The sequence below is a fragment of the Streptomyces jumonjinensis genome (genome assembly GCF_009600885.1).
Taxonomy (GTDB): Bacteria; Actinomycetota; Actinomycetes; order Streptomycetales; family Streptomycetaceae; genus Streptomyces; species Streptomyces jumonjinensis.
In genome coordinates this window covers 44,977-49,953 of record NZ_VCLA01000190.1, presented here as the reverse complement: position 1 = coordinate 49,953, position 4,977 = coordinate 44,977, and the positions used below count along the sequence as shown (strand labels likewise).

5 protein-coding genes are annotated in these 4,977 nt (G+C 69.0%); 3 read left to right on the top strand and 2 right to left on the bottom strand.

Translation table 11 applies throughout. The features are described from left to right. Positions 1 to 209: zinc-binding dehydrogenase (locus FF041_RS29815; RefSeq protein WP_153525697.1), on the top strand; the 209-nt coding region annotated here is incomplete at its 5' end. A gap of 435 nt (positions 210 to 644) precedes the next feature. Here the strand turns inward: FF041_RS29815 and FF041_RS29810 are convergent. After that, the gene (locus tag FF041_RS29810) at positions 645 to 1,277 is read right to left on the bottom strand and encodes a TetR/AcrR family transcriptional regulator (protein WP_153525674.1); all 633 of its coding nucleotides are present in this window, start codon (positions 1,275 to 1,277) and stop codon (positions 645 to 647) included. 278 nt (positions 1,278 to 1,555) lie between these two features. Here FF041_RS29810 and FF041_RS29805 point away from each other — a divergent pair, with 278 nt between their 5' ends. Next, on the top strand, positions 1,556 to 2,953 hold the full coding sequence (locus tag FF041_RS29805) for an MFS transporter (RefSeq protein WP_153525673.1): 1,398 nt from the start codon (positions 1,556 to 1,558) through the stop codon (positions 2,951 to 2,953). After that, positions 2,950 to 4,170, top strand: coding sequence for an FAD-dependent monooxygenase (locus tag FF041_RS29800; protein ID WP_153525672.1), 1,221 nt, complete (start codon positions 2,950 to 2,952; stop codon positions 4,168 to 4,170). The genes FF041_RS29805 and FF041_RS29800 overlap by 4 nt, the downstream gene beginning before the upstream one ends. Before the next feature lie 92 nt (positions 4,171 to 4,262). Here FF041_RS29800 and FF041_RS29795 read toward each other — a convergent pair. Beyond that, positions 4,263 to 4,977 (bottom strand): HEAT repeat domain-containing protein (locus FF041_RS29795; RefSeq protein WP_194292225.1); only part of this gene is annotated, 715 nt, incomplete at its 5' end.

Below are 4,977 nucleotides of genomic sequence, written 5' to 3'. Positions count from 1 at the left end.
AATACCTCCCCCGCGGCGTCCGACTCTCCGCCTACGGCGGAGGCTCCGCCGACCTGCCCCCCGATGTCTTCCAGCACTACCTCGACCGCATCGCCACCGGCCAGTTCTCCACCGGCCCCATCCACGTCTACACCCTCGACCAGATCAGAGACGCCCACCACGACATGGAACACGGCAACCACACCGGCAAACTCGTCGTACGCCTCTGAACCCCGGTGGAGCGTCCGCCCTTCCAGGCCGCCGAAGTCGTCCGGGCCGGTCGGCGCGGTGCGGACAGTGAGTGATCTGATCGGCTTCGGTAATCCAGCGGGGGACGGTCAGGCAGCAGTGACGGGTGAACCGTCCGGGTTCGACGGGGTGTCCACCCAACGCGGGCGGTACCCCTGTCACGCGTGGCGTGAGGCGCGGCACAGCCGGGGTTCTCGGCGATGCCGTGGGCCTGTCGGCGATGACCGGCAATAACTGGGCCCGCGCACACAGCACCGCAGGAGAGATCCGCGCTGCGGGTGAGCGAGCGGTCGGTGGAGCGCCGGCGCCGTCAGCGGCGCGAGCGCCACTGACATGAACTCATACTCGCGAAGGGGGAGGGGAAGCGGGAGGAAGCGTGGGCTGACGGCACACTGTTCTTTCGTGCTGCCCCAGCCCTACATGGTTCGGTATGCCCGGAGAAAGGTCCGTACTCCCTCGACGACGAGTGGCCGGACGCGGGTGTCCTCCGCGGCATTCGCGGAACCGAGCCTGTCTAGCGCGACGCCGAAGGTCAGCGCGATGAACTGGTCGGCCGCGAGTCGGGGGTCGGGGACGTCGAGCAGCCCGGCCGCGGCGAAGGCGGCGAACCGCTCGGCGAGTGCCTCGTCGGGGGTGTCGGCCATGGAGTTGTAGCCCCGGTGCGGCAGGTGGCCGGATTCCGCCCGGACCAGTCGTTGCAGCGTTGCGTACTCCGCCGAGTCGAGCATGTCGGTCGCGATGCGCATCGAGAACGCGACCAGGGCGTCCTCGAGGTCGGCGGCCTCGGTGAGGTCGGTGAGGGTGTCGTCGAGGGTGCGCCGGATCGTGGTGATCAGTGACTGGCCGACGGCGTCGACGACTGCTTTCAGCAGCGTCTGCTTGTCGCCGAAGTAGTCGTAGACCGTCCGCTTGGACACCTCGGCCCGGGCGGCGACCGCGTCGACGCTGGACCGGTCGAAGCCGTCGGCGAGGAACAGTTCCCGGGCCGCCGAGAGGATGGCGGCCCGCTTCCGCGTGGACCCCTCGCGCAGTGTCTTCGTGGTCGGCATGGGCTCATCTTAACCCTCCTACACTGCACGGTGTAGTGTAATAATGACCGCGCCTGCCGCACTCGTACACGCTCTCCGCCCGGCGAAGCCCGTGCATGCGCCACCTCGGGTACCGCTTCCCCGGGTTCACCCCGCCGGACGACCTCGGACCTGTCCACAAAGCACCATGCGCACGGCGCCCCGCGTGAATGGCCGCTGTGTCCGCGCCGGGCCCGCCAAGGCGGCAGCACGCGTACGGCCGACCCCCTACTGGGCCGGCAATGACGGAAAGGACGTCCATGACCGCAACTCCGGCTCCCCCGGGCCGCATCGGGAAGGCCGCTGTCGGGGCCCTCGGCATGCTGGCAGTCGCAACTGGCGCCTTGGAGTCGGTGGTGACGCCGACGCTCCCGCTCCTGCAACGCGAGTTGGATATGAGTCCCGCCGAAGGGGCGTTACTCAGCATCATGCTCCTCATCACCGGCGCGCTCGTCACTCCGGTCGCAGGCAAGTTCGGCGACCGCTACGGCGGAAAACGGGTCCTGATCCGGCTGATGACGGTGGTCTGTGCCGGTGGTCTGGTGTCCGCCCTGGCGCCGAACCTGCCGGTGCTGCTGCTCGGTCAGGTACTGCAGGGGGCGATGGTGGGCGCGCTGCCCCTGTCGTTCATCCTGGTGCGCGTACACCTCCCCGCGGGAGAGTCGAAGGTGGCCATCGGGGTGGTCAGCGGGTTGTTCGTGGGGGGCGGGATGGCGGGAACGCTGTCGGCCGGGCCCGTGGCGGAAGGGCTGTCCCGGCACTGGCTGTTCGCGCTGCCGACGATCACGGTCATCGGGGCCACCATGCTGGTGAACAGGCTGATGCCGCATGATCCGCCGGGCCGGTCGGACGGCGCCGGGGTCGACTGGCCCGGCCTGGTTCTCTTGAGCGGGACGCTGATCACGCTCATGCTCGCGCTCGCATGGGTGCCCGACATCGGCTCGCAGCCACTCGTGCTCGGCGCCCTCATCGTGGTTCTGGTCGCCTTCGTGACCGGATGGACAGCCGTTGAGCGTCGTGCGGCCTCGCCGATGGTCGATCTGCGCATGCTGGCACGGCCTGCGGTGTGGAAGTCGTGTGTGCTGACGTTCGTGATCTGCGTCGGTACCGCGGTGGCGGTCCATCTCGTCCCGCAGCTGTTCGCGGTGCCCGCCGACGAGTACGGTTTCGGGGCCGGCGCCACCGAGATCGGCTTCTTCCTGCTGCCCGGCGCCGTGGCCGCGTCGCTGGCCGGGCCGATCAGTGGGATCGGGGCGCGGCGTCTCGGCTCGCGTGCCGTGGTCACCGCCGGGATCGTCATCATGGCCGCCGCCCTGACCGCCCTGGCAGCCGTGCACACCGAGGTCTGGCACCTCGTCATCGGCAAAGCGGTGATCGCGCTTGCCAACGGCCTGTGCGTCACGGCGCTGGTGACCAGCACCGCCACATCCGTCGATCAGAGCGACACCGGCATCGCCACCAGCCTGGTCCTGGTGACCCGCGTTCTCGGCTACGCCGTGGGTGTGCAGATCAGTGGTGCGATCCTCACCGCCGGGACCCCTCCCGGGTCGGATGTCCCGGCCGAATCGGCCTTCGTCACCGGCTTCGTCATAGCCGGCGCCGTCACGGCGCTGTCCCTGCTTGTCGCCCGCACCATGAGCAAAGGAGCCAAGGCATGAGCCGCACCTATCAGTTGAGGGACATCCGTACCACGCCGAGGCGCGAGGTCCTGATATCCGGGGCCGGCGTCGCGGGGTCCGCCCTCGCGTTCTGGCTGAACCGCTACGGGTTCGCGGTCACCGTCGTCGAGAAGGCGGGCACGCTTCGTAGCGATGGTTACCCCATCGACGTGCGCGGCACCGCACTCGAAGTCGTCCGGAGGATGGGAATCCTGCCGCGACTGCGGGACGCGCACATCGACCTGCGCCGGCTGACCTTCCTTGACGGGGACGGTGGTGAGGTGGCCTCGGTCGACCCGCACACCGTCACCGGCGGTGTCGCGGGACGGGACCTGGAGGTGCGGCGCGGGGATCTGACCGGCGCTCTCCACACGGCGATCCGTGACGACGTGGAGTTCTTGTTCAACGACTCCATCGACACCCTCGACCAGTCCGGCCACGGGGTCGACATCGCCTTCCGCGGGGGCGGCAGGCGTACGTTCGACATGGTGTTCGGTGCGGACGGTCTGCACTCACGTACCCGCGAGTTCCTGTTCGGCCCCGAAGAACAGTTCCACCGGTACCTCGGCTACTGCTTCGCCGGGTTCACCATGCGCAACACCTTCGGGCTCTCCCACGAGACCATGATGTGGAACACCCCGGGCAGGGCAGCGGCACTCTACGCCGTGGGGGACGACGACGAAGTGCACGCCTTCCTGAACTTCTCCCACCCGGAACCGCCGTTCGACGCGTTCCGGAACCCGCAAGCCCAACGGGACCTGGTCGCCACGGTCTTCGCCGACGCGGGATGGGAGGTCCCGGGCATGCTCGCCGCCATGCGCGACGCGGATGACCTGTTCTTCGACGGGGCCGGCCAGATCCGCATGCCCCGCTGGTCCAACGGCAGGGTCGCGCTGGTGGGCGACGCCGCGTACGCGCCTTCGTTCCTCACCGGACAGGGCTCCAGCCTCGCGCTCGTCGGCGCGTACATGCTCGCCGGTTCCCTGGCCGACCGGGACCACGCCGCGGGCTTCGCCGCCTACGAACACAGAACCCGTGAGTTTGTGACCGTGAACCAAGAGCAGGTCGGCGAGGGCGATGCCACACTCTTCCCGATCACTGCCCGGGCCCTGGAGCAGCGCAACGACCTGCTGCGCAATCTCAGCGCCATGCCCCCCACGGAGGGACGACCGGCCCATTCGGCCCTCACCCTGCCCGAATTCATGCCGATGACGTAACTCCAGGCACGCACGCCTCCCCCGCAGCCCTCTTGGCGTCGGTCAAGCTGCCGCCCTGCCCGTATCTCACACCCCACAGCCACCGACCCGACTCAGACACTATGAGGCGAACGACCGTTGCGCAGCTTGAGAATGTATGTCGCAGTAAGCGCAACGGCACGGTCTTCGTCATGTGCCAGATCTGCGAGGGCACGTGACGTGGAGATCCCCGGGATGTCCGCGAGCGCCTGTGTCAGCCGTCGACGTGCAGACGATCCCATGGTGCTGTGGGTGAGGCAGTCGACGAGCCCGGTAGCGATCTGATCCGCCAACACGGGATCACTCGCCAGCGTGCTCAGTGCGTCGGCTGCGTCGGCGTCGTTCCTCCCCTCGACGATCATGTCGAGGAGCGTCGGGACCGCGTCGGCTGCTCCACGTGCCCCGAGCGCCAGAGCCGCGTACCCGCGGACCACGAAGTCGGGGTGTGTGAGGGCCTCCTGCAACAGTGCGGTCGCCTCACTGTCCGGAATCTCGGCGATGGACTGGACGGCACGTCTCCGCACCTCGGCCGCGGGCGAGCCGAGGCCCTCCGCCAGCAGTGCCGGCCCGTTCTCGCCCGATTGCGCCAGAGCCCAACGAAGGGCTCCGGCGACGTTAGGGTCCGACTCGCTCAGCACGGCCTCGACCAGTGCCTCCACCGGTACGGCGACTTCCTCGACCGAGGACAGGGCCGCACGCTGTCGCGCCCCCGCGCTCTTCGACCCCAACGCCTGGAGGAGCGCGACGATCTGGAGGACGTCCTCCCAGCCGGCGGGTCCCGCGGCACCG